Genomic DNA, 21,018 nt, shown 5'->3' on the forward strand with positions numbered 1-21,018 from the left:
TACCACAAACATAAGTCTGTAGCCATCTCAGCACAGTTACCTGTTAAGAATTGGGTTTCAATTTTCAAGGATCAAACGATTGCAGATGCGGTCCTGGACCGCATAGTGCGCAATGCGTATAGGTTCGACCTAAAAGGTCCTTCCCGCCGTCCTACGATAGAACATATGCCGGCTGACGCCGGAGATGACAATAAGACGGCAAGCGAGTAATATAAAAAATAGATGTCATCTTGTCCACTTGATACAGGAATCTTGTCCGGATATTAGTAGAAACCTTGTCCGGATAATTGCGGAACTGACGTCCGAGTATTACAAGATGCTTGTACCAAATAGACAAGAATCATCATAAAAGGGAAGACTATTATATCTTTTGGACAGCGTATCCTGTCAAATACAATCATACAAAGAGAAAGCTCTTGCAAGAGTATGAAGATTTTTTGAAAAAGCAATCTTAGTTAATGCAAAAAGCGCCTTAAAAAGGCGCTTTCGTTACTCCTTCTACCTATGGAATGGTAGATGAGCTAATGTCAAAATAAGACAAAAGATATTATATACAAATAATTATGTAAGTTCAATATCTTTCTAAGTAAATTCTATAAGTATACATTATTTTTTTCAATAAACATAATGTAAATTTTTGCTGAAAGAATTTGAATAAAAAAAGAACAGGGGTAATCGAAATAATTCCATGACAATCAGTGAACGTATTTTTGAACGACTTAATCAGTTAGATATGACACAGAAGGATTTTTCTGATAAGACCGGGATAATGCCAAGTACAATAAGTGAATGGAAGAAGAATAAGACTAATCCGTCTTCGGATAAGATTATGTCCATTTGTAAAGCGCTTGATGTGACTCCGGAATGGCTTTTATCAGGTGTTGAAGGCGTGAAAGGAAGAGAAAGAAGCAATAACTATTATGTGATTGACAAGAATACTGATATAGGGGTGCTTGTAGAAAGATTTTATTTATTGGAACCAAATATGAGAGAGAGGATTATTGGGTATGCAGAGGCTATACTGGCTATGACTAAGAAAGATGTTACTTAGAATGCTCATAAGTAGACTACTTATGAGTATTCTATTGTTTTACGTTTGATTATTACGAAAATGCCGAAAGATTAATTAAAGGTTCCCAAATTTAATTCTATACACCAGCCATCCTTTATAACTGAAGGAGTTTTCTTCAAATGCATAGTTGTTCTTAATTAACTCCGCTATTTCACCGCCATATAACGGACTGTACAGGTAATAACCGGTTCGGTCAGGACCAAAATCAAAAATGTGTTCCTCGCTGATTACATGAACGGAATATTCTTGTCCGTTATCACAATCGGTCATGCGGGTTTTGCGTTTGGGGTTCCAATAATCGGTATAATTGATCTCGGTTCTGTTATTTAGATTTTCATACCAGCCCATTGCATCGAAATGCCAGGTCGCATTTGCGACTGCAGGTAAATATAATTTGGCGGAATCGTCATTCATGACGTCTTCAAGTGCCATATCTACAACTTTTCCCCAACCCTGATATTGTCTGTTGTAAGCCATGCCATCAGATAAAATTTCACTGGTAGTAATAAGTGTTTTGCTTCCGACGTTTATGTTTGGAAAGAGCTTTAGCATGAGCGGATCTATAGTTGCAAATGATTGGATGAAAAGAAGCATTATTAACGCGGCAGATATGCTGATTTTTACTGCTTTTTTGTCAATGTAATTGATTAATATGTATGCCACTACTAAATATATCTGAGCAACCAGTGCATCTATATATCTGGGGTGATTGATTGTCTTAAATAATACCGAGAAGATAAGGAATGCGATCATTGAGAATAACATAGGAATCAATGATATGCTTTTATTTATTTGAACTTTTTTTATAACACCGATGATAAATACAAATAAAGCAAGTACGATCAATAGCCAATTAAAGTTGATTGCCAAAAGTGACAGCAGTTTGTCTTTAATATAATTAAGGTCGATTTCAAATGCTCCGTTTCCTTCCCAGTGTCCCACGAGATAATATGCGATCAGCCACATAAAGCAGGGAATGGCCATGATAATATATTTATGGAATTTATAAAAGATTTTTTTGCTTTTGATAAGGTCAACAATGTAGAAGCCGAAAATAAACAGCACATATGAGATCATTGCGGTTTCTTTGCAGAAGATAAAAAAATATCCGATAAATACAGTCAGCAGATATTTCTTTGTATATAATGCATAGACCAATATGGGCATCACGCACCACATGGCATAGTCAGGGTAGCTGTAGGTTATCATTCCGAGCATATAAGGCGAACATGCAAATAAGGCAGTTAATACTACCTGTACTGCGATATCGTTTTTGCTTGCACTACTGCAAAATAAAACTACGCATTTATAGAATCCGTATACTCCGGTAGCATAGAGAATAACCCCGAATAGAGCCTGTCCAACCATGGTGTCGCCGATAAGGAGCTTGAAAACGGTACACATTGCTGCATATGAATATGAGACATGATCTGAAAGGGAAAGTCTTGAAAAATCCCAAAGAGAATAAATATCGTTTGCACTTACAAGTTCAAACATATCGTGAGAATCCCACAAAAAATAGACAGTATTATGGCTTATGTATTGGATGCTTGCCAATAAGATGAGGATTGCGGCGGAAATGATGCACAGAGTTTTTTTCTTGATTAATACTGTCTTCCAAAAAGATCGGTCTATGACAAAAAGTATTATGGATAAAAAGAGAGTTCCTGCATATGAAAACAGAGCAAATACGGCAGATTCTTTTATTAAAATACCAAATGACGGAATGAGTAGAAGTTCAATAATTGATACAACACCTAAAATTATGCGGAGCTGATCTTTGATTTTTTCTGAATGAATAACATATGCACAAAAGAAGAATACTAGTCCGATTCCCCAAAATACGAAGCGAGAAAACCGCATGTCGCCACTTTGCTCATATCTAAATGAAGAAAAGAGTGCAAGGAAAAACATGACAAAAGACATAGATGAGAGAAAAAGTTGAATTATTTCAATATTTTTTTCATCGAACTTTTTTAGAATAGTATTCATATGTATTGGGAAATAAGTTCCTTTCATATTTTTGGAAAAATAAGAGCTTAGAAAAAATCATAAATAATAATAGCACATATATGATATATTTATCAGTATATGTGCGGACATTATAATTTGGCGGAGGTAAAAATGATACTGGTTCGATTCTTTGTTCCACTTATCTATTCTGTGATGATCGGAGGGGCGTGGAGTTTATGGTCACGTAAAAAGTTTTCAAGTTCTGTGGCGCCCGCTTATATGTTACATGTATTGGTTGTTCTTTTGAGCGGATTGGTATTTAAACGACTTTCTATAGGCATCTACGGCGGTATTTTTGCTGCGCTCGTTTTATCGGTGTTATATGTGCTCAAGGATAAGAAACAATATGCCACAGCTTTTGGAAGAGTGTCGGAATATGCAAATGAACTGTGGAATGGGGGATTGTTTACCTTTTTTGTCTTTTATGTTCTTTGTTTTTTCCTGAATTCACAAAAGTGCTTTGCGTTTTGGGATGAATTTTCGCATTGGGGAATGTTCCTTAAGGAGAGCCTCAGACTTGATAGCTTGTATTGCATGTCGCCGCTTGAATTTGTGCACAAAGATTATGTTCCGGCGATAACTTTATTTGAAACAATATGGTGTAAATTGAATTTTAGATTTGCTGAAGCTGATGCATATAGGGCAATACAGATTTTTATGTTCGCTTTACTTATGCCGATGTTTGAGAGTTTTAATGCATATAGCAAGAAAAAGCTTTTCAGGTTAAGTCCTGTTGCGATTGCTCTTTTGATTCCGCTTATTTTTAATACAGAGAATGCTTTTTTATTTTATCATTCAATATATTGTGATATAGCGGTAGCAATAGTGCTTTACTGGTGTATGTTTGAAGCATATAGAAAATATGATAATCCGGCATATCAATGTATGTTGATAGCGATAGGAGTTTCGGTACTTGTTTTGTCCAAAATGATTGCAATGGCTCTATTGCCGCTTGTGGTTGTGTTTTTTGTGATAAGAGTGTATTTCTTTTCTGATAAAAAGCTTAAAGAAAAAGAAAATATTCTAATGATTCTTCCTGTGGCTCTGCCTGTTGGACTATGGGGATGGTTTAATAAATTTGCTGAAATGCATGTGGGTAAAACAGGAGAAATACAGACTTACAGCGGGATGAAGGTTTCTTCGCTTAAAGATGTTTTTTTGCATCCAGACAATGGTGCCATTCCATATCTGGAAGAAGTAAAGAGTGAATTTGCGGATGCAATTATTTATAGAGATATTCTTCTTCATGGATCATATTGTGTCGCTATTATTTTTATGGTTATTACGTTTTTGGTAGTTTCTTTTTATACAAATGATATTATAAAGAGGCGACTGATGAGGCTTCTTGGATTGTGGACATTGGCATCCGGAATCTTTTATGCGCTCTTGATTTATTTTTTGTATGCCACATCTTTTTCTGAATATGAAGCAGTGCGATTGGCAAGTTTTGAGCGATATATGAATTCTTTTGTTATTGCGGCGCTGTTTCTTCTCATAGCAGTTTACTATGATTCGGAAATATGGAAAGGACATATAAAGGGATATTACTTGATCTTGATATTATTGTCAGTGGGACTGGCATTTTTCCATGTTAATGCTTTTGACCAGGTATTACCGGGAGGCATAGCAAAAGATGCTGAATATGTTCAGGAATATACAAGTAGTGCATCATTTATAATGGATAATACAGGTGAAGATGATAGAATCTTTATAATCAAGAGAGGCGATAACGGGAAGTTTATATGGCATGAGCGATATTACTGTAGCCCGAGGATTATAGGCGGAGGAAGTATAGGGGCGCCGGTTGACGAAGAAGATGTCTGGTCTTGGGATGCGACGGCTGAACAGCTAATTGAAGCACTTAGAGATTACGATTTCATCTATTTTAGCGGATTGGATGAGGATTTCGTAAATAAATATTCCGGAGTCTTTGAAGACCCTTCGCAGATAACTGAAGGAAAGATATACAGGATTTCAGGGATAGAACCCAAAGTTATATTGGAATGATATGATAGCGGTATATTTGAACGGCGAATAGGTGAAGTGATGAAAGACAGTATACTTGTAACAATAATTACAGTTGCATATAACAGTGAAGCAACTATTAAGCGAACTATAGAGTCTGTTCTGGCGCAGACGTATCCGGATATTGAATATCTTATTATAGATGGCGGAAGTACTGATAATACAGTGAAGATAGCAGGGGAATTTCGGAGTTCTTTTGCGGAAGCGGATGGTAAGTCGATGACTATCATATCTGAACCGGATAACGGGATGTATGATGCGCTCAATAAAGGTGTGAGGTTGGCAAAAGGGAGACTTATCGGTAATATCAATGCGGATGATTGGTATGAGCCAAGGGCCGTTGAGGATATGGTTTCGTTTTATGAGAATGAGCACTTTGATCTTGCCTGGGCAGATTTAGTGATACACAAGAAGAGCGGAGATTTTGTTAAGCGGGCGAAGGTCGGAAAACTATGGACTACGGCGCATTTTTGCCATCCGACGATGTTTGGGACCAAGGAATGTGAGATGAAGTTTCCTTATGCGGTACTTCAGATGGACGATGATTTTGATATGGTGCTCAGGGCAAATAAGGCGGGTGCTAAGATTATGGCGCTTAACAAGGTTTTGGCGCATTATACGTTTGGCGGTATGAGTACGCAGCGAAGCCTTAAGAAGATGAACTCCAGAATATGGATGAAGTACAGGACATATGTAAGAAACGGATACAGCAGGTTCTACTGGTTTTATTGTGTTGCTGTTGAATTTGCCAAGTTTGTTCTTGGTGGAGAATAAGAAAAGGAAGGAATTTATGTAATGAAAAATAAAAGAGAGAACATTACAAGAATTGCATATTTTGCATTTATATTTATTATTCTTATGGTTTTCTATTCAATTTATTATCCTATGGTATTGTGTTCTCCGGACGATTGGCGATACATAAACTATTGGCGTGATAATGCCTTAGTTTACATTGGACGTGGGTGGAATCCGGCAAGAGTGCTTCCTGAAATGCTTATGCCACTGATGGCTAACATGGGATTTTCTTTTGGCAGGTTATATGGAATAAGTTTTTTGAAAAGCGTTTCCATTGGCCTTTCTTTAGGAGTAGTCATATTTATTTGCCTGTACATTTATTTTTTTAGTCGTATGATTAGAAGACGGTTTGCATTGGATATTTTTCAAGAACTATTTATTGCAACAGTATTTTTGCTGATTCACTTTTGGATGTTTAGAAGCAACACCTTTAGAAATACTTTTTTAATTTATGGAGGTGACCCTAATACATATTATTATTACGTGATTCCTTTTTTGCTTAATTGCACAGTATGTTTTATATGGAATACTTGTGATAGCAGTGCGGATATTAGCAAATGGCCGGAATTTGTTAGGGGAATATGGATAATTGCTATTTATCTGGCTGTTTTTTCAAACATGTTTAATAGTATAGTTATTGCTGTTTATGCTTCATTGAGATTACTTATATATATCTTTCAAAGCCTGAAGCGTAAAAACAATTGCCTGATATATAAAAATGTAAAATATGAATGTGCGGTACTGGTGATGTGGATATATTCGTTAGTAGCAGAGTTAAATGGTGGAAGAGCACATTCTCTAATAGGAGCGGGTAAAAAAGGCGAATCCTACATTTCAAGAGTAGTTCAGACATTTTTGTGTTCTATGAATTTGTTCAAAAAATTTAATAAGTATTTTTTATTATTCTCATTTCTTTTAGTTGCTTATTCTGTGCTTGCAATAATAATACATAAAGGAAAAACTACTGACGTAAAATGCGGTAATGCGGTTAATTGGCCGGGAATATATATTTTTGTACTTGTATTTTTGGGACTTGTTTATTTGTACCAGCTTCTGCTGGGTGGTTTTGTGGGTTCGCTCTATATTGAACGTACTATGGTGAGCAATACATATCTTATTTCAATCGTATTGATAGATATCTTTGCACTAATTTATATTGTAGTTAATAATAAAAATATAATGGTGTTTGCACCAATTGTTACCATGATTATGGTATCGATGATAGGAACACCGGAACCGGTTTTTTCCGGCGGTTATAATGATTCTCAGGCATATGAAAAGCTATATGAGAATTATCTTGGTGCTGTTATAGATGCTGATAATAAAGGAGAAGCCGAGGTTGTACTTGTTGCGCCTGATTGGAATCCTATTTCAGAAGAGAATATAGATTATTATGAACTATTGGCAAAATATATGTCGTCAACTTTGTATAAGTATGGGATGACCGGTAAGCTTATAAAAATATCATTTTAACTCAGACTAAGCCTTCTTTGCCAAAATGGTATGGAAAAAGCAGAAGCAATAACTCAAAAAGGAACTCAAATGATCTGAGTTCCTTTTTGAGTTATTGGAATACGTTTTAATATATATTTGAGTTGGTGACTGGGAATAAATACAAATGTTGAATTAGTAAATGTTTCTGTTTATACTTGTGGGTAAGGAGAAAGAAATATGAGCATTGATAAACAACTTAAAATACTTGCAATAAAAAATGATATAACTATATCTGAAATAGGTAGAAGGCTTGATAAGTCGCCACAGGCTTTTGGACAAAAGTGTAAAAGAGATAGTTTTACGGTTTCCGATTTGAGAGAAATTGCAATGGTGACAGGGTGTAAACTGGAGTGCGCATTTGTGTTGCCGGATGGTGAAAGAATTGAGTTGGGGGATTAAAGATGATCAGATATTTGGATGGAGATATATTTACCGGTCCTGCGCAGACAATAGTTAATACAGTGAACACGGTCGGTGTTATGGGAAAGGGTATTGCGCTTGAGTTTAAGAAGCGCTATCCTGCTATGTTTGAGAGCTATAAGCTTGCATGTGAAAAGAAACGACTAAAAACAGGGCGCTTGATGCTTTTCTATGAGGCTGATCATTGGGTGCTGAATTTTCCCACCAAAGAACACTGGAGATCACCATCAAGGCTTGAATATATTGAGCAGGGGCTTATTAGGTTTACAAAAATCTACGCAGAGTATGGAATTACTTCAATCGCATTTCCTAAACTTGGATGTGGTAATGGAGAGCTTGATTGGAAAGATGTAAAGCCTCTTATGGAAAAATATCTTAAGGATTTACCGATTGATATCTATATCTATACCGGGGTGATTAAGGATGTTATACCGGAACACAAGAATCAGACTGATATTGTAAACTGGCTAAGACAGAATGCAAAAGATTTGTCATTTAACGGCCTCTGTGATGATATTCGATATAACTGCTCTATAGTTCCATATTCTTTTGATTACGACGGAAGTACTATTAGTATTATATGGAATAATGGAATAGTCTTTTCACAGAATGGCAAAGAAGATCAGTTTTTATCTGAAGATGATCTCTTTGAATGCTGGGATTATATTCGTAATAAGGGAATAGTAAAAAGTGATGAAAAAGTCTTATGGAATTATTTTTATGGATTGATGTTTGCTTTGGGGTATCTTAGCAAGGTTGTTATTAATGATGACGATATGCAAGTGAACGGATATCAATTAAATTCCGGTCTTGGTAGATCTTACTCTTTGGAAGGAATAACAAATGTACAGTGCAATAATAAAAAAGAATTATGACAGATCATATGTAAGATGGTGGCCGCGATATGCGTACCATTATACAGATATCAGTAATGCTGTTGGGATTTTAACGTCCGGTAGGATTTATAGCAGAATAAATGCCGGTAATTTGAAATTGATGAAAAATGATAATGCAAGCAGACAGGTGATTGACATGACGAGTCCGGAAATTACTTCGTATGTAAGATTTTATTTTCGGCCGTTAACACCAACACAGTTTCATAATGAAGGATTTAAACATTATAAACTCAGATATGATGGTGATACAAATGCAAATGTTCCTGTACCGGTGTTTCTTATTTTTGATCTCAATAAGTTGTTAAGTGATCCAAATACACAATTTTCAGGAAGCAGTCAGGCGGGTTATGGTACAACGATGTATAATACTGTTTCTGATTTTGAAAAGTTGGATTTTGACAGAATTTACGGAGGGGGAGTTCCTTTAAAAGAGGATGTAGCATACAGACATGCAGAAATAGTTTGTCATGAGTATTATGAAATAGATAAATCTATTGTTGGCATAGCGTGTAGAAATGAAGTTGAGAAACAGACTTTGTGCAATATGCTTTGGGAGAAAAATCATCGTACTTTTTATAAGTACAAAGAAATGATAAAAGTTATGAAAGAGGATATGTTTGAAAAAAATGGCTTGTTCATTTCTGATTGTGATTATCACGGGGATTCTCTGGGGATAAGATTTTCAAATACCAAAAGCAAGAGGGATTATTCACATAGAGCTATGAAACAAAATCCTGAAATAGACATTGATTCGCTACAAGTATCAATGAGGATTGTGTTTGATTGGATGACCAGAAATGGTGGACTTTATCATCGTGAGATTACCAGAAATATAGATTATAACGATACTCAAACAATAGTAGTATCTAAGATTCCGATTATTCGCGGAGCTAAAGAGCTTTGGGTAAGAATTGATATTGAAGAGAAAAATATGTGTTTTTTGAAATATCAGCTTGGTGCAGGTGAGGTGTTGTAATTTATAATGCGTTCTATAGATTATGCATGACAAAGTTAAACATACACTGTAAGATAAAATGGTGAAATTATACTGAAACAAGGGTAATAAAAATGTCAAAGAAATTAAACGGAACGGTTATAGTTACATACAGATGCAATGCGCGTTGCAACATGTGCAACAGGTTCAAGGCGCCATCAAGGCCTGAGGATGAGATATCGATTGAGACGATAAAGAAGCTCCCGGAGATGTATTTTACCAATATTACAGGCGGAGAGCCTTTTATTCGTGAAGATATAAAGGATATAGTAAGAGAGCTTAGGAAGAAGAGTGACAGAATAGTTATATCGACCAATGGCTTTTTTACAGATAAGATAATTGACTTGTGCAAGGAGTTTCCCGATATCGGTATCCGCATTTCAATCGAGGGACTTGAGCAGACGAATAATGAGATCAGAGGACTTCCGGATGGCTTTAACAGAGGCTATACGACACTTAAGAAGCTCCGCGAGATGGGAATGAAGGACGTGGGATTCGGTATGACGGTGCAGGACAGGAACGCACCGGATCTTTGCGAGCTTTATAAGCTTTCGGATGAACTTGACATGGAGTTTGCGACAGCGTCACTTCATAACAGTTTCTATTTTGTCGAAGCCAAGAATATAATCAAGGACAGACCGATGGTTGCGCAGAATTTTGAAAATCTGGTCAATATGCTCCTTAAATCAAACAGCCCCAAGAAGTGGTTCAGAGCATACTTTAATCACGGGCTTATAAATTATATTTACGGGCAAAAGAGACTTCTTCCCTGCGATATGAGTTTTGATACATTCTTTATCGATCCCTACGGCGATGTTATGCCATGTAACGGAACGAAGGATAAAGAAGTTATGGGTAATCTGAATGATCAGACCTGGGATGAACTCTGGAACAGCGAGCAGGCTGAGCGTGTGAGAAAAGTTGTGAGATGTTGTGACAGGGACTGCTGGATGATAGGATCTGTTTCTCCCGCTATGCACAAATATATCTGGGTTCCCGCATGGTGGGTAATACGCCACAAGATCAAGGCGCTGTTTATGAAGAAGCCGTATTCGATGTATGAACTTAAGGTTGTGCGTGATTACAGGGATGGCAAGGTGTCCAAGGAGGAACTCGATAAGTGCAGTACTTGTGATTTTAATGCGGTTGCCAATAACGGACTTAAGGATTGCGGCGGATGTGGTTGCGATAAATAATAGCTTAGGAGATTCACACATATATAATGAATAATTATAAAAAACAAAGGTTTCCTGTAAAAAGAATATTTATTTTGGACGAGACAGCTCTTTTACTGTCCTGGTTTTCGGCATTCATAATAAGATATGGCGAGCTGGCGACAAAATGGTATGAAATGTTCGACGGACTGTACGTTTCGGTTGTTGTTATTTGCTGTATCTTACAGGTGATCGTGTTTTTGTTATATGACTGCAGAAAAGATCATATATTCTTGCAGGATCCGTTTGAGAATCTGATGTCGGTCCTTACAGGAAAATGTGCGATCATTATATTTTTATTGATGTATCTGTATGCCATGAAAAGCGACTCTTCAAGAATTGTTATAGGTTTGTTTTTTGCTCTTGGCATCTTTTATTCCTATTTTTTCAGGATGATATACAGGAAAAAGAACAAGGAAAGATTTCTTTCCATGGGAGACAGAAAGACTTTCAAAGTTACGCTTCCGGTTACGGATATTGTTGATATCATTGAGAAATATTATGTATCCGGCTGTGACGATATGCTGCTTATCGGAGCTGAAAAAAATGATGAGTCGGCAAAAGAGCTTCTGAAGGAGGCGGAAAGGCGCGGAATACGTACATATATTGCTCTTGACTTAAATAAGTATAATGTACGATCCGGAATAGTAACCGATGTAGATGACTATGCATCAATTCCTGCATCTGTGCGAAGCGAACGCTTTGATGTGTTTGGGATAAAATATGCGGTTGCAAGGACGGAAGAAGCAGTCTTTCATGTGCTTACTCATTTAGAAGAACTTTCGGGAAAATATATCTGTTTTTCCAATGTGCATACTTCCGTTATGGGCAGGGAGAATCCCGAGTACAAAGAGGTTCTTAACAGCTCGGCATTTACTTTTGCGGACGGTAATCCTATAGCAAAGCTTCAGCAAAAAGAAGGATATATCGGAGCTGAAAGAGTTGCGGGGCCTGATTTCATGGAGCATATGTTCAGAGATACGACGGATGGAAGCGTATCACATTATTTCTACGGATCGTCAGAAGAAACAATTAAGGAACTTCGCAAGAACCTTCTTGAAAGATATCCCGGAATAAATATTGCAGGTATGTATTCACCTCCGTTCAGGGCTCTTTCCGAAGAGGAAGATAAAGCGGATATTGAGATGATAAATTCATCGGGTGCGGATATAGTCTGGATAGGACTTGGTGCGCCCAAGCAGGAAAAATGGATGCTTGCGCATAAGGATAAAATAAACGGCGTTATGATGGGCGTCGGTGCAGGCTTTGATTTCCACGGGGGAACAATTAAGAGGGCTCCTGTCTGGATCAGGAAGATTGGATTTGAATGGCTTTACAGACTTTTTCAGGATCCGGAGAGGCTTTTTAAGCGCTACTTTGTGACCAACACTAAGTTTATCTGCTATTTGCTAAAGGATTCTATTAGCGGGAAGAAAAAATAATAAGGACAAAAACATATGACTGAATTAAAGATAAGAATGCAGAGAATGCTTTTGGGACTACATGGCAAGGAAGAGATAGGTGAGAGGATATACTTACTTTTTTTTGCCATAGCGGTAGGATCGAGAGCTTTCGGCTGGTATGACGGAATGCCGCAGATCAAGGCGGTTTTCGTTATATGTGCATTCTTATTTTTGTGCAAACTATTGGTTACGGAACACACTGCAAAGGAATATGCGGTTATTGGTACGCTTATGCTTGTTGCGGGGCTTGTATATTATCATACGGGGCACAAAGGTCTTATAGAGTGTTTCATGATGATGCTCGGAATGAAAAAAGTTGAGACCAAAAAAGTGATCGGATGTGGGACGCTGGTTGCGGGGCCTCTTATTCTTTTCAGAATCTTTACGGGAGCATTCGGACTTGCGGCTGAGAAATACTATCCCCAGACAAGGGACGGTGCGGGAACGATGTTTAGGCATGCTTTCGGATACGCTCATCCCAATACACTTCATATGAATGCGATAATGCTCACAATGATGAGCATATATCTTGTCACAGTTTGGCTTAAGGGAAAAGAAAATGCAAAACGCCTTCTTTTCATGGCTTCGCTGGCGGGTGTTATGTTTAATCTGTACATCTTTCAGTACTCGGGCAGCAGGACGGGCGTGCTTGCATGCGTTGTTTATGTTACGGTAAATTTCTATCTTTTTTCTGTAAAGAAAATGAGATTTTTTGAAAAAATCGTAAGTTATGCGGCATTTCCCGTAACGGCTTTTATTTCTATCGTGCTACCGCACATACTTCCCGATAAGCTCTTTGATTTTTTAAACGGTAAAATATTTAATACAAGATTTGCGCTCGCAAAATATTTTTGGAGTAATAACAGTTTATCGCTGTTTGGAACAAGGCTGATAAATCCTGATGAGAGTTACAGAACCTACGGGATTGATATGTCTCAGTTATATCTGTTTTTGCAGCTTGGAATAGTTGCTTTTGTTGTCATGTTTGTGCTCACGACATTTCTTATGAACAGGTGCATTGCAAATGACAGAAGGGCAGAGATTGCGATCATGATGGCAATGCTGTTTATAGGAATCTGGGAACCTCTTTTATATAATCTGTCTGCAAAGAATTTCACATATGTGTTCATGGGAAGTGCGATATATGAATTCTTAAGCCGTGCCGATGCGGCTAAAGAGGATGATTGTGTGGACGGAGGCGTGACTGACAAAGCTTATGTCGTAGCTTTGATAAAACGTATCGCGATAGGGGCTTTGGCAGGAGCTGCTATGGCGGTTATCTATGTTGCGCTTACCAATGAACCCACCGCTTTATATGGCGCAAGAGAAAGAGATGAAAGCAATAAGAGTCTTGGAATGACGCCGGAGTATTATACATCTGAAGAGATAGATGATTTCAGGAAAAAAGGCGATATTGTTCTTGACTATGCGGGCGAAGATAAGCCTATGTACAAATATGATGAGACGCTTGCTGTGGGAGAGTACAGAAAGAAGATCATGAGTGTCGGCGTCTGGACGGGGATAGCTGTTTTTTCTGCATATTGCGGAGTTGGAGCAGTTCGAAAGAAAAAAGACAATATCGGGTGATACGCCATAGCATGAGTGAATGAACATAAAATAGAGTGATTATTATGAAATCATGCTATAATGGTTCAGTATGAGTAATAAAAATAAAATATTCCAAACGTACATGCTTTGGCTGATTGATATGGCATGTATCATAATTTCATATGTGCTTGCATCATGGCTTAGATACAGCGATTTTATGATGAAAGTATTTTGGGGCAGATTCACGAATCTTGAAGGTTACGGAGATAAGACAGAGCATTATCTTGTATGTGTTGTCTTTCTCCTGTTTTGTGTTGTCTACTCTTTTCTTGCGGACTGGAACAGAGACTTTGCTGTAAGAGGATACATCAGAGAGTTCTTTTCTATTGTGAGATTTATGACAGTGATGCTGGTTGCGTCTTCTGTTGTTATATTCTTCTTTACCTGGGGAAAGAGCGTATCCAGACTTTTTATTTTGATATTTGTATTTCTTGATATTCTTATGACTTATTTTGCAAGAATAATATTCAAGGATATATTCAGGAAATATATTTCAAGTGATAACAACGCGGTTCGTGTAGTAGTTGTAGCCGAGAGGAATCTTATGGAAGATACCGTCCGCAAATTGATCGATAATGCGGGCAATCTGGGATATAAGATTGTAAGGGCTTATGCAGCGGATGCAAAAGAGGAAAGCACGGGCGGTATAAGTAAAGAAAACGCAGACACGCAGAAATCATCAAGTGATTCGTGGTACATAGAAGGCATACATGTTCATGACGGGATAAACAATCTTACGTCGCGCCTTATAACGGATCCTTTCGATGAAGTTTTTATCAATACACCCAATATTCCGCAGAAGGATATGAAAGATATCATTCTGGGATTTGAGGAAATGGGAATCACGACTCACTATAATCTTGAACTTCCGGGATTTGGCAAGGCAAATACGCAGTTTGACGATTTCCTTGATTATTCGGTTCTTACGTATTCGATGAACAGAACAAGCTATAAGCGTCTTTTTATAAAAAGAGGACTTGATATACTCGGCGGCATCGTAGGACTTATCATTACAGGCATCGTGACACTTTTTCTTGCGCCTGCGATAATGATCGATTCAAAGGGACCTGTTTTCTTTTCTCAGACCAGAATTGGAAAGAACGGAAGAAGATTCAAGATATACAAGTTTAGATCGATGTATATAGATGCTGAGGCGCGCAAGAAGGAACTTGCCGACAAGAACGAAATGAGCGGACTTATGTTCAAGATGAAGGACGATCCCAGGATTACCAAGGTCGGAGCCTTTATCAGAAAGACAAGTCTGGACGAACTTCCGCAGTTTCTCAATATCTTAAAAGGTGAGATGAGCCTTGTCGGTACAAGGCCGCCTACGGAAGAAGAGTTCAAGAATTATAACGAACATTACAGAAGAAGACTTTCCATGACTCCGGGTCTTACCGGACTTTGGCAGATAAGCGGAAGAAGTGATATCACTGACTTTGATGAAGTGGTTAAGCTTGATCTTGAGTATATAGATAACTGGAGCCTTACCGAGGATATCAGGATAATTTTAAAGACTGTTTATGTCGTGCTCTTTGGAAGAGGGGCAGAATAATTAAGGAGATTTAAGATGTTAGCAAGTAATATAGACATTGGCGGAAAAAGAGTTCTTGTAACGGGAGCGGCAGGTTTTATCGGATCGAACCTCGTACTTGAACTTATAAGAAGATATAAAGATACAGGTGTTTCTGTTCTTGGAATAGACAACATGAACGATTACTACGATGTAGGGATCAAAGAGGACAGACTTAAGAAGATTGATGAGCTTACAGGCGGAGATTCTAAGCTTTTTACACTTGTAAGAGGAAGTATTTCCGACAGAAGCGGTATAGATAAGATCTTTAAAGAGTTTAAGCCTGAAGTTGTAGTTAATCTTGCGGCTCAGGCGGGTGTCAGATATTCAATCGAAAATCCCGATGCGTATATCGATTCCAATATTATCGGATTCTACAATATTCTTGAAGCATGCAGACATTCTTATGATGAGGATGTGGTTGACGATTCATACAAGGGCGTTCTTCATCTTGTATATGCTTCAAGTTCGAGTGTTTACGGAAGCAACAAGAAGATTCCTTACAGTGTGGAAGATCAGGTTGATAATCCTGTATCTCTTTATGCTGCGACCAAGAAGTCAAACGAGCTTCTTGCGCACGCTTATTCAAAGCTCTACGGTATTCCTTCAACGGGGCTTAGATTCTTTACGGTTTACGGACCTGCGGGAAGACCGGATATGGCTTACTTTGGATTTACAAATAAGCTTGTAAAGGGCGAGACTATAAGGATCTTTAACTTCGGTAATTGTAAAAGAGATTTCACTTATGTTGATGATATTGTTGAAGGCATCGTGAACGTTATGAAGAAGTCTCCGGATGAAAATGAGAACGGTGTAAAGTACAAGGTTTATAACATCGGAAACAACGATCCCGTCAATCTTTTGGACTTCGTCGATATTCTACAAAAAGAACTTATATCTGCGGGAGTTCTTCCAAGTGACTATGATTTCGAGGCACACAAAGAACTTGTGCCTATGCAGCCGGGTGATGTTGAGATTACATATGCCGATGTGGCGGCTCTTGAAAACGATTTTGGATTTAAGCCTTCAACTTCGCTTGCGGAAGGACTTAGGAATTTTGCAAAGTGGTACAAGGAATATTACGGTTAAGGGCAGACAAAAACTATGTTTAGTTACAAACTTCCTTTTTTGAAAAAAGAAATAACGATAAAAGAACTCAGCGTCTTTTTTACAGTTTTGTATGTGATCGGAATAGTTCCGATGCTGATCATGGGCTTTTTTGATTATCCGAGTGCCGATGATTTTTCGATGATGCTCCAGCCGCATCAAAAGTTTGTGCAGACCGGAAATATTTTTGCCGTTATATGGGCAGCGGTGGAAAAGGCGGTATATCTTACTCTTAATTATGAGGGCTATTTTTTCTCAAGTTTTTTGACTGCAATGGGACCGAATGCGTACGGAGCAAAGTTTTATTTCCTTGTTCCGTTCATAATCCTGGGAATGCTCACATTTGGCATTTGTTATTTTTTCAATGCTATTTTTGTCAAGGTTTTTAAGGCCGATAAATATCTTTCGAATACTGCTTCGATGATAACGCTTATTATGATGACTCAGTTTATAAGTGCATCAGAGATTAGAGCCGAAGCGTTCTATTGGTACTGCGGTGCTGTAAATTACACTTTTACGTTTGGAATGGCATTTTTCTGGTTGGGACTTTTGATCGGATGCGTGTACGAAGACAATGATAAGAAGAAAAAGCAGAGATTCGTATGGGCGTGCATCTGGGGATTCTGTCTGGGCGGAGCAAATTATATGACTGCTCTTGAACTTGCCATTTGTTCGTTCCTTCTGATAGTTATAAGAGTATTGTCAAAGAAGAATGTTATTACTTTGCATGATGCGGATGAAAAGATGATCGCGAGTTTTAAGCTTTTGATCGTTCCTGCCGTCTTTAATCTTGTCGGATTTATGTGTTCTTGCTTTGCTCCCGGCAATAAGAACAGGGAGGCTGAAATTTCGGAGCATTACGGCGCGGTTAAATCAGTGCTTTTATCGCTATATTCTACTTTTGATGTTATTATAGATAAAATGATGAGATGGGAAACTATAGTGTTTCTGCTTATTCTTGTTCCGATTTTTTGGAAGATGGGACAGAACATAAAATATAGATTCAGACATCCGTTTGTATTTACTGTTTTTGCATACGGAATGATCTCTGCAAATCTTACGGCGCCGCTTTACGGAGTCGGAAATTTTGAGTCGGGAAGAATGAGTGGTCTGGCATGGATGGATTTTGTGGCATTTGCGGTTCTTACAATCTTTTATGTGACTTTGTGGGCAAGACAGTATCTTGAGGAAAACAAAGGACTTAAGACTGATGATACCTGCGAAAGATTTTCAAATTCGTCATCATCACTTATCTTGACTTTGCTTGTTATCTTGGCTTTTGGTTCGGCGCTTTGTGTTATTCCGAGCCCGCATTATTATTCTGCAACATCATGTTTATATGAACTTGCAACAGGTAATGCTGCGCGATATGCGGCTGAAAATAAAGAGAGATTCAGAGTATTAAATGATCCATCTGTGGACGTTGCAGTATTGAGAGAGTTTACAGATGCACCGGATATTTTGTTTTTTGCGGATATAGACGATCCGGGTAACGGTAATTATTGGATAAATCTTAAGATGGCAGAGTATTACAACAAGAAAGAGATAATACTTGAGAGGAAATGATATGAGAAGTGACTTTGACGAGAACTATAAAGTTCTTGAATTTAAGGAGTTTGGCGATGAGAAGGGAAATCTTGTGGTTGCCGAAGGATCGGGATTTGACATTCCTTTTGATATCAGAAGAGTTTTCTATATATACGGATCTGAGAGGGATATCAAGAGAGGCAATCACGCCAACAGATATACCAGATTTGTGCTTATAAATGTAAGCGGAAGCAGTAAGGTCCTTATCGATGACGGCAAGAAGAGAGAAGTTGTGGCGCTTGATAAGCCAAGAATGGGACTTTATCTCGGACCTATGGTGTGGAAAGAGATGTATGATTTTTCACCCGATTCGGTTCTTCTTTGTCTTGCAAGCGAACATTACATTGAGAGCGAGTACATTCGCGACTATGATGAATTTATAAAAGAAATTAATGGGTAAAAGATATTATGAGTAAACTTTCTATTGTTATTCCGGTTTATTACAACTCGGATACACTGGAGCTTTTATATGACGATCTCAAAGAAAAAGTTCTCGGTAAGCTTGAGGAATATGAGATAGTTTTTGTTGACGACGGATCGGGAGACAATTCCTGGGAAATCATCAACAAGATTGCCGCTATGGACAAAAATGTTGTTGCGACAAAGCTTTCAAGGAACTTTGGTGAGCATGCGGCGCTTCTTGCGGGACTTTCCGTATGTACCGGTGACTGTGCCGTTACCAAGCAGGCCGATCTTCAGGAAGATTCAACGCTTATCCTTGAGATGTACGAGAGCTGGAAACGCGGCAATAAGGTAGTTCTGGCTATCAGAGGCTCAAGGGATGAAAATGCCGTTAAGAAGTTTTTTGCAGGCTGCTATTATTGGCTTGTAAGAAAGACTATCAACAAAGACATGCCTCAGGGCGGATGCGACTGCTATCTCGTAGACAGACAGGTAATAAAAGTGCTTGAGATGATGGATGAAAAAAATTCATCTCTTACACTTCAGGTTATGTGGGTTGGCTTTAAGACAGAGAAAATCTATTTCCACAGAAAAGACAGAGAAGTCGGCAAATCACGCTGGACACTCGGAAAGAAGATAAAGCTCGTTGTCGATTCAATGATGAGCTTCTCCTACTTCCCGATAAGATGCATGGCGACGGTAGGATTTGTATTTGCGTTGTTATCGTTGATAGGTATCATACTTACCATAAAAGAAAAGCTTACAACAGGAACCCCGATACTTGGATACGCATCTCTTATGAGCGTTGTCCTTTTCGGATTCGGACTTATTTTTATCATGCTCTCAATGCTTGGTGAATACATCTGGCGTACACTTGAGGAATCACGTAAACGCCCTCCGTTCATCATCGACGAAGTACACCGCTCACAAGACGATAAGGGTGAGAAGTGATTTTTGCGCATGAAAAAATTAAGAACAAATGGAATGTAGTTACTAAGTGAATATGTTGAAACCATATCTATGTAAATATTTGCACGAGTTGATGATTCCCAAGATGAAATATCAGAAAAAAAGTCGAATGCTTTGAATGACCATGAAATGAGACTTTTTTTCTGATATGAATCTATGGAAATCACAACGAGGAAACATTTACATAGATATGGTTTCAACATTGGAACTCAGTAACAGAAAGGCACCACCAACGTATGGAAAAGATAATGCAGGGCCGTATGGACCGCGGCTATTTCAGATATCAGAAAGAGTATGAAGAGAAGGCTCTCGAGGTTCTTCGCTCGGGATGGTACATACTTGGAAAAGAAGTTGAGAAGTTCGAGGAAGAGTTTGCTTCATACGTTGGAACAAAGCATTCTGTCGGAGTTGCAAACGGACTTGACGCTCTCTGGCTTGCTTTCAGAGTTCTGGGAATAGGAAAGGGCGATGAAGTCATCGTTCAGGGCAATACGTACATAGCAAGTGTAATGGGAATAACAATAAATGACGCTACGCCCGTGTTTGTTGAGCCGGATGAATATTATCAGATCGATGCAGATAAGATTGAAGAGAAGATAACGGACAAGACTAAGGCTATTCTTGTTGTTCATCTCTACGGTCATGCCGCAAACATGGACAAGATCTGTGCTATCTGCAAGAAACACAACTTAAAGCTTGTTGAAGACTGTGCACAGTCTCACGGAGCAAAATATAACGGCAAGATGACGGGATCTTTTGGTGACATCGGATGCTTTTCTTTTTACCCGTCCAAAAATATGGGAGCTTACGGAGATGCAGGCGCGATAACAACTGACGATCCGGAACTTGCGAGACTTGTTAAGATATACAGAAATTACGGTAGTGAAAAGCGCTACTATAACATGGTAGTCGGTGCGAATTCAAGACTTGATGAGCTTCAGGCAGGGCTCCTTAGAGTTAAGCTTACTCATATGGACGAGATAACAAAAGAGAGAGAAGAACTTGCGAACTACTACACTGCGGGAATCGACAATCCCAAGGTGATAAAGCCGTCTGTTTCAGATAATGCAACCTGCGTGTGGCATCAGTTTGTACTTAGAGTTCCGACGGAAGGTGCCGGAGAAAACGGTAAAGAAGCATCTTCGGAGCGCGACAGATTAAGGCAGTATCTTGAGGATAACGGCATAATGACTTTGATACATTATCCGATTCCGCCTCATATGGCACAGGCTTACGAGTACCTTAGTGTGCCCGCCGGAAGTCTCCCGATTACCGAGCGTTTTGCAAATGAAGTAATATCGCTTCCGATGTATACGGGACTTACCAAAGACGAGCAGGATAGAGTCATCGCCTGCGTAAATTCCTTTAAATGACGGAGTATGAAAT

General features: G+C 38.5%; 19 protein-coding genes. 18 read left to right on the forward strand and 1 reads right to left on the reverse strand.

The genetic code is table 11. From position 1 onward, the window contains the following. A partial coding sequence (locus BLP87_RS08640) for an ATP-binding protein (RefSeq protein ID WP_176756626.1) occupies positions 1-210 on the forward strand: 210 nt, incomplete at its 5' end. 478 nt (positions 211-688) lie between these two features. Continuing rightward, positions 689-1,051, forward strand: coding sequence for a helix-turn-helix domain-containing protein (locus BLP87_RS08645; protein ID WP_074462348.1), 363 nt, complete (start codon positions 689-691; stop codon positions 1,049-1,051). A 75-nt stretch (positions 1,052-1,126) separates the two neighbouring features. On the opposite strand, the gene BLP87_RS08650 is transcribed toward BLP87_RS08645, so the two are convergent. Further along, the gene (locus tag BLP87_RS08650) at positions 1,127-2,569 is read right to left on the reverse strand and encodes a hypothetical protein (RefSeq protein WP_074462349.1); all 1,443 of its coding nucleotides are present in this window, start codon (positions 2,567-2,569) and stop codon (positions 1,127-1,129) included. Between the two features lie 136 nt (positions 2,570-2,705). Between BLP87_RS08650 and BLP87_RS16035 the strand changes: the two genes are divergently transcribed. From BLP87_RS16035 to BLP87_RS08730, 16 genes are all read left to right on the forward strand, one after another. Continuing rightward, entirely contained in the window at positions 2,706-2,849 is a 144-nt protein-coding gene (locus BLP87_RS16035) for a hypothetical protein (RefSeq protein WP_176756627.1), read from the forward strand. A 347-nt stretch (positions 2,850-3,196) separates the two neighbouring features. Then, entirely contained in the window at positions 3,197-5,092 is a 1,896-nt protein-coding gene (locus tag BLP87_RS08660) for a hypothetical protein (protein ID WP_074462351.1), read from the forward strand. Between the two features lie 39 nt (positions 5,093-5,131). Further along, entirely contained in the window at positions 5,132-5,884 is a 753-nt protein-coding gene (locus BLP87_RS08665; RefSeq protein ID WP_074462352.1) for a glycosyltransferase family 2 protein, read from the forward strand. A 21-nt stretch (positions 5,885-5,905) separates the two neighbouring features. Next, positions 5,906-7,378 (forward strand): hypothetical protein, encoded by a 1,473-nt coding sequence (locus tag BLP87_RS08670; protein ID WP_074462353.1) that lies wholly within the window; start codon positions 5,906-5,908, stop codon positions 7,376-7,378. A gap of 198 nt (positions 7,379-7,576) precedes the next feature. Then, positions 7,577-7,798, forward strand: coding sequence for a DNA-binding protein (locus BLP87_RS08675; protein WP_027209424.1), 222 nt, complete (start codon positions 7,577-7,579; stop codon positions 7,796-7,798). A 2-nt stretch (positions 7,799-7,800) separates the two neighbouring features. Further along, positions 7,801-8,694, forward strand: coding sequence for a macro domain-containing protein (locus BLP87_RS08680; protein ID WP_074462354.1), 894 nt, complete (start codon positions 7,801-7,803; stop codon positions 8,692-8,694). After that, positions 8,663-9,691: a DarT ssDNA thymidine ADP-ribosyltransferase family protein gene (locus tag BLP87_RS08685; RefSeq protein WP_074462355.1), complete on the forward strand. Its 1,029-nt coding sequence runs from the start codon at positions 8,663-8,665 to the stop codon at positions 9,689-9,691. The genes BLP87_RS08680 and BLP87_RS08685 overlap by 32 nt, the downstream gene beginning before the upstream one ends. 92 nt (positions 9,692-9,783) lie before the next feature. Continuing rightward, positions 9,784-10,905 (forward strand): radical SAM protein, encoded by a 1,122-nt coding sequence (locus tag BLP87_RS08690; RefSeq protein WP_034462065.1) that lies wholly within the window; start codon positions 9,784-9,786, stop codon positions 10,903-10,905. A 26-nt stretch (positions 10,906-10,931) separates the two neighbouring features. Further along, positions 10,932-12,365 (forward strand): WecB/TagA/CpsF family glycosyltransferase, encoded by a 1,434-nt coding sequence (locus BLP87_RS16335; RefSeq protein ID WP_242871837.1) that lies wholly within the window; start codon positions 10,932-10,934, stop codon positions 12,363-12,365. Between the two features lie 15 nt (positions 12,366-12,380). After that, entirely contained in the window at positions 12,381-13,973 is a 1,593-nt protein-coding gene (locus tag BLP87_RS08700) for an O-antigen ligase family protein (RefSeq protein WP_074462356.1), read from the forward strand. A gap of 70 nt (positions 13,974-14,043) precedes the next feature. Beyond that, complete coding sequence (locus tag BLP87_RS08705) at positions 14,044-15,549, forward strand: sugar transferase (RefSeq protein ID WP_074462357.1); 1,506 nt, start codon at positions 14,044-14,046, stop codon at positions 15,547-15,549. Between the two features lie 15 nt (positions 15,550-15,564). After that, entirely contained in the window at positions 15,565-16,656 is a 1,092-nt protein-coding gene (locus tag BLP87_RS08710; RefSeq protein ID WP_074462358.1) for a GDP-mannose 4,6-dehydratase, read from the forward strand. A gap of 15 nt (positions 16,657-16,671) precedes the next feature. Next, positions 16,672-18,240, forward strand: coding sequence for a DUF6056 family protein (locus BLP87_RS08715; protein ID WP_074462359.1), 1,569 nt, complete (start codon positions 16,672-16,674; stop codon positions 18,238-18,240). A 1-nt stretch (position 18,241) separates the two neighbouring features. Then, positions 18,242-18,661 (forward strand): sugar 3,4-ketoisomerase, encoded by a 420-nt coding sequence (locus BLP87_RS08720; protein WP_026655823.1) that lies wholly within the window; start codon positions 18,242-18,244, stop codon positions 18,659-18,661. Positions 18,662-18,669: 8 nt separating this feature from the next. Beyond that, on the forward strand, positions 18,670-19,614 hold the full coding sequence (locus tag BLP87_RS08725; protein ID WP_026655822.1) for a glycosyltransferase family 2 protein: 945 nt from the start codon (positions 18,670-18,672) through the stop codon (positions 19,612-19,614). A gap of 254 nt (positions 19,615-19,868) precedes the next feature. Further along, positions 19,869-21,005 (forward strand): DegT/DnrJ/EryC1/StrS family aminotransferase, encoded by a 1,137-nt coding sequence (locus tag BLP87_RS08730; RefSeq protein ID WP_074462360.1) that lies wholly within the window; start codon positions 19,869-19,871, stop codon positions 21,003-21,005. The last annotated feature ends 13 nt before the right edge of the window (positions 21,006-21,018 follow it).

This window comes from Butyrivibrio hungatei (genome assembly GCF_900101605.1).
GTDB lineage: Bacteria > Bacillota > Clostridia > Lachnospirales > Lachnospiraceae > Butyrivibrio > Butyrivibrio hungatei_B.

Excerpts from the sequence above, each read along its gene's own strand:
- BLP87_RS08645 (WP_074462348.1), top strand. The coding sequence starts at position 689 with ATGACAATCAGTGAACGTATTTTTGAACGACTTAATCAGTTAGATATG.
- BLP87_RS08650 (WP_074462349.1), bottom strand. The coding sequence starts at position 2,569 with ATGTTTGAACTTGTAAGTGCAAACGATATTTATTCTCTTTGGGATTTT.
- BLP87_RS16035 (WP_176756627.1), top strand. The coding sequence starts at position 2,706 with ATGACAAAAAGTATTATGGATAAAAAGAGAGTTCCTGCATATGAAAAC.
- BLP87_RS08660 (WP_074462351.1), top strand. The coding sequence starts at position 3,197 with ATGATACTGGTTCGATTCTTTGTTCCACTTATCTATTCTGTGATGATC.
- BLP87_RS08665 (WP_074462352.1), top strand. The coding sequence starts at position 5,132 with ATGAAAGACAGTATACTTGTAACAATAATTACAGTTGCATATAACAGT.
- BLP87_RS08670 (WP_074462353.1), top strand. The coding sequence starts at position 5,906 with ATGAAAAATAAAAGAGAGAACATTACAAGAATTGCATATTTTGCATTT.
- BLP87_RS08675 (WP_027209424.1), top strand. The coding sequence starts at position 7,577 with ATGAGCATTGATAAACAACTTAAAATACTTGCAATAAAAAATGATATA.
- BLP87_RS08680 (WP_074462354.1), top strand. The coding sequence starts at position 7,801 with ATGATCAGATATTTGGATGGAGATATATTTACCGGTCCTGCGCAGACA.
- BLP87_RS08685 (WP_074462355.1), top strand. The coding sequence starts at position 8,663 with ATGTACAGTGCAATAATAAAAAAGAATTATGACAGATCATATGTAAGA.
- BLP87_RS08690 (WP_034462065.1), top strand. The coding sequence starts at position 9,784 with ATGTCAAAGAAATTAAACGGAACGGTTATAGTTACATACAGATGCAAT.
- BLP87_RS16335 (WP_242871837.1), top strand. The coding sequence starts at position 10,932 with ATGAATAATTATAAAAAACAAAGGTTTCCTGTAAAAAGAATATTTATT.
- BLP87_RS08700 (WP_074462356.1), top strand. The coding sequence starts at position 12,381 with ATGACTGAATTAAAGATAAGAATGCAGAGAATGCTTTTGGGACTACAT.
- BLP87_RS08705 (WP_074462357.1), top strand. The coding sequence starts at position 14,044 with ATGAGTAATAAAAATAAAATATTCCAAACGTACATGCTTTGGCTGATT.
- BLP87_RS08710 (WP_074462358.1), top strand. The coding sequence starts at position 15,565 with ATGTTAGCAAGTAATATAGACATTGGCGGAAAAAGAGTTCTTGTAACG.
- BLP87_RS08715 (WP_074462359.1), top strand. The coding sequence starts at position 16,672 with ATGTTTAGTTACAAACTTCCTTTTTTGAAAAAAGAAATAACGATAAAA.
- BLP87_RS08720 (WP_026655823.1), top strand. The coding sequence starts at position 18,242 with ATGAGAAGTGACTTTGACGAGAACTATAAAGTTCTTGAATTTAAGGAG.
- BLP87_RS08725 (WP_026655822.1), top strand. The coding sequence starts at position 18,670 with ATGAGTAAACTTTCTATTGTTATTCCGGTTTATTACAACTCGGATACA.
- BLP87_RS08730 (WP_074462360.1), top strand. The coding sequence starts at position 19,869 with ATGGAAAAGATAATGCAGGGCCGTATGGACCGCGGCTATTTCAGATAT.